Here is a 4099-nt window from a genome sequence, read left to right as displayed (position 1 = left end):
CTAGCTTTCTAGTTTGCTCTTTGATTTTCATTGAGTATAAGACAGTATTTATGAATTCTTGATAAGAGGATTTGTAAATCATACAAGTAAACCATAGATTGTGAATGGACTTTCTATGGTTTGTTTGCTTAATAGAATTAGGAAGAAGGAAAAACGAATGAAAGCATACACAGAGCGTGTATTTGGAAATGTTGAGGGCAAGGATGTCTTGGCCTATCGATTTGAGACAGACGGTGGCTACCAACTTGAGGTTATGACTTATGGCGCGACTATCTTGCGTTATGTCACACCTGACAAGGCTGGAAATTTTGCCAATGTTATCTTGGGATTTGATGACTTTGACAGCTATGTAGGCAATAGTCCCAAGCATGGAGCTAGTGTAGGTCCTGTGGCAGGCCGTATTGCAGGTGCGACCTTTGAGCTTAATGGCAAGAACTATGACCTTGAAGTCAACAATGCTAGCAACTGTAACCACAGTGGTTCAACTGGTTGGGATTCTAGTTTATTTGAATTGGTCGAGGTGAGCGACCATGGCTTGACCCTCTACACAGAGCGTACAGATGGGACAGGAGGATTTCCTGGAAATCTCAAGATTTGGATCAGTTACCACTTAGAAGAGACTGGTGCCTATGAAATCAGCTACAAGGTAACGACAGATCAAGATACGCTGGTCAATCCAACCAACCACAGCTATTTCAACTTGTCCGGTGATTTCACAAAGACGATTGACCGTCATGTCTTCCAACTAAACACAGAGGGCATTTATCCAATCGCTCCCGATGGTGTTCCGGCCAAAACTCCAGATGCCAATCGTGATGTGGTCAAACACATCTACAATGGTGCCTTGTTGAAGGATATCTTTGCAGAAGAAGATGAGCAAATCCAGTTGGTATCTGGCTTAGATCATCCATTTGCCCTTCCTGCAGGTCATGACAATGCTGGTTTCCTTTATGACCAAAATTCAGGTCGCTTCCTGCTTTTCAAGACAGAAGCTCCTTGTTTTGTAGTCTACACAGCAAACTTTGTGGATGAGAGTGTCATCATAGGAGGTCAGCCAATGGTACAGCACAATGGGATTGCCCTTGAAGCGCAAGCTTTACCAGATGCCATTCACAGTGACCTCAAAGACCAAGTCATTCTCAAAGCAGGTCAAACCTTTACAAGCAAGACACGTTATGAGCTTGTTGTGAAATAAAAGGATAGGAATTTCTACTTTTTGGGGAATAGTATTTACCTTATAACATTAGTAGAAATGGGCAAAGAATAGGAAAATATGATATAATTTAATATTGAAAATACCTGTCCTATCTAGAGGATAAAAGGAGAAAAAAATGAAGAAAATTGTATTTGCTAGCGCCTTGGCTTTGACTTTAGCTGGAGCAGTTTTGACAAATGATGTTTTTGCCAACGACAGACTTGTGGCAACACAATCTGCAGATGGTAGAAATGAAAATGTCTTGAGTTCAGAAGTGCTTAACCCTGCTAGTGGCAATGTTTTGGTTGGATTAAAGGGAGAATTTTTGACTCCAGACCAACAAGCTATCTTAGATGCCATCAATGCTATCCGTAAAGAGGCAGCTGACGAAGGTTTGGTAGATAAGTATGTCCCTATCAAATGGTCGACTGACCTAGAAAAGGCAGCTTTTGCCAGAGCTGCAGAAGCTTCTGTAACCATGGACCATACTCGTCTTTCTGGTAAAGAAATCTGGAGTGCCTTCCCATCAGGAAACAGTGTACTAGGAGAAAACTTGGGTTGGAACCATGATGGTTTTCTAAAAGCTCTTGAACAATGGCGTGCTGAAAAAGCAGACTACGTGAAGAAAAAATCAGGTGGTTCAACAAATGGTGGATCTGGTCATTATCAGACTTTGATTAGTCCTAAATTTACACACATGGGGATTGCTGCCTTTAAGAACCCAAATAACCCATATAATGCCGTAACGATTGCTCAGGCTTTTGGTGATGCTGCTACTTCAGAAGAGTTGGTAGGCAGTTACGGTCCTGCTATTCAATATGTAGAAGTGACTTCATCTAACTTGTCAACAGTTAAAAATAAAGCAGTCGTAGTTGAAAAAGCGCTGAAAGAATTTAGAACTTCTAGTTCAGACCAATCTGGTTGGGTGAAAACAGATGGAAAATGGTATTTCTATGAGTCTGGTGATCTGAAGACAGGCTGGGTGAAAACGGGTGGTAAATGGTACTACTTGGATGACCTAGGTGTTATGCAGACAGGATTTGTAAAAGTAGATGGTAGCTGGTATTACTTGAGTAGCTCAGGTGCTATGTTTACAGGCTGGGGTACAGACGGAAATAGATGGTTCTACTTTGATGGCTCAGGAGCTATGAAGACAGGCTGGCTCAAAGAAAATGGAGTTTGGTACTACCTTGATGCGTCTGGTATCATGAAGACAGGTTGGTTTAAAGTTGGCCAATACTGGTACTATGCATATGGCTCTGGAGCTTTGGCAGTCAGCACAACAACACCAGACGGTTATAAAGTAAATGGCAACGGTGAATGGGTAAACTAGAAACTAAAGAGTTGCTTTCATAACTTTAGATAATCTATATTTGTTACTATAATTTTAAAGATGGAGAGAAGAAATAGTGCTTCTCTTCATTTTTTGTTGACAGTTTATTTCTGAAAAATCGTAAAGTAAGTGTGGTGGGAAGTTCGTCTTAGCTTTTTCAAATCAGTTAATTACTTAGTTACTTGATTTTTCCCATCCGTTCAATTGTATATCTATCCCTAGAATCTTTTAAAAAGTTGATGTATAATGGAAAGAGTTGTATATTTTACAATAAATTAACATACTAATTTAAAAATGTAAAAAGAGGGGAATATGAATTTCAAAACTAGTGGAGAAGAAAGACAGAATTTCTCATTAAGAAAATTGGCAGTTGGTCTTGTATCTGTGGCAGTTGCGTGTTTCTTTTTGATGGGAACTGGCCTACAGACTGTATCTGCCCAAGAATCTCATACCGTTAATTATACTTATGTTTTAGAGTCGGATTTAACTGACGAAGAGAAGGGTCTCTTGGTTACATCCCTACCACAAGTAGCGGAAGAAACAGACGCTACCTACTATCTGGTTTATCGAGCAAATCAAGTATTGCCCAATACGGGTACTAGCTCTCCATTGGGGACTGTTGCCTTGGTGGCAGGTCTTAGTTTGCTGGTTGTAGTAGTTCTTAAGGGACCTGATGGCAAGAGAAAGATTAGTCGATTCTTGTTAGTAACAGCTCTAGGCAGTCAGTTGCTGTCTCCAACTGTCCTTGCTTTGACGAGCGAGACACTAGCTGCTTATAACACCCAATTATCGGTCCAGGCAGGAGATGCCTTGCCAGCTCCGGTTGATATTCCTGGTTATACTTATCTAGGATATGTGGAAAATAAGCCAGCTCTTTCTGTACAGATAACTAGCAAACCAGCAGAATCTACTGAAAATCAAGAGATTAAATTAGAAAACAGTCAATCTCAGGAAGTAGTTACTACTCATTCAGCAGATTCGACTATGGGAACTGAATTTGTCAAGCAGTCAAATGACAGCAAGTCTAACTTAGAAAATGTAGATATCTCAGCAGCTACGGCTCCATCTTCTAAAAATGAGGATACTAGTCAGCAACCAGCAGTTTCTCTAAGTCAGGAAAGCAAGGATACGAATGTTGTCAAAGGCGGGGAGGCAGACCAAAAACCAGAACCGGCTACAGCTCCTGCAACAGATTCAAGCCAAACTGGTGGGAATCAAGAACAGGTAAATCCAGTCCAGCCAGCTCCGACTAGACCAAGAACAGAGGGACAACAAGGGGGGACACCTTCTCCTATAGAGCCCCAACCGCAGGAAAACAATGAAACTCTCATTCAAGCAAAGGGAACTCAAGAGTCAGGTCATGAGGGCGAGTCCCTAGTTCAACCAGTGCAACCAGCGTATACGGATCCAATCAGCACTCAAGGGACCCAAGAGTCGGGTCATGAGGGTGAGGCTCTGGTTCAACCAGTGCCACCAGCCTACACAGAACCGATCAGTACTCAAGGGACGCAAGAGTCGGGCCACGAGGGTGAGGCCCTGGTTCAACCAGCACAACCGTCTTATACAGAACC

Annotated in this window: 3 protein-coding genes; all 3 read left to right on the top strand. The window is 41.9% G+C overall.

The window, feature by feature from the left end; translation table 11 throughout:
* Positions 1-157 precede the first annotated feature (157 nt).
* Positions 158-1195 carry an aldose epimerase family protein gene (locus JQ843_RS04875; RefSeq protein WP_203213032.1) on the top strand — a complete coding sequence of 346 codons (1038 nt, stop codon included), beginning with the start codon at positions 158-160 and terminating at the stop codon, positions 1193-1195.
* Positions 1196-1331: 136 nt separating this feature from the next.
* Positions 1332-2528, top strand: coding sequence for a CAP domain-containing protein (locus tag JQ843_RS04870; RefSeq protein WP_203213031.1), 1197 nt, complete (start codon positions 1332-1334; stop codon positions 2526-2528).
* Between the two features lie 312 nt (positions 2529-2840).
* A partial coding sequence (locus tag JQ843_RS04865) for a YSIRK-type signal peptide-containing protein (protein WP_203213030.1) occupies positions 2841-4099 on the top strand: 1259 nt, incomplete at its 3' end.

Origin of the sequence: Streptococcus mitis (assembly GCF_905187495.1) — a bacterium.
In the GTDB taxonomy this organism is placed as follows: domain Bacteria; phylum Bacillota; class Bacilli; order Lactobacillales; family Streptococcaceae; genus Streptococcus; species Streptococcus mitis_CU.
Note: the sequence above shows the minus strand (reverse complement) of the source record. Positions and strands in the feature narration are given on the sequence as shown.

Coding starts and splice junctions, on each gene's coding strand:
- JQ843_RS04875 (WP_203213032.1), top strand. CDS start 158: ATGAAAGCATACACAGAGCGTGTATTTGGAAATGTTGAGGGCAAGGAT.
- JQ843_RS04870 (WP_203213031.1), top strand. CDS start 1,332: ATGAAGAAAATTGTATTTGCTAGCGCCTTGGCTTTGACTTTAGCTGGA.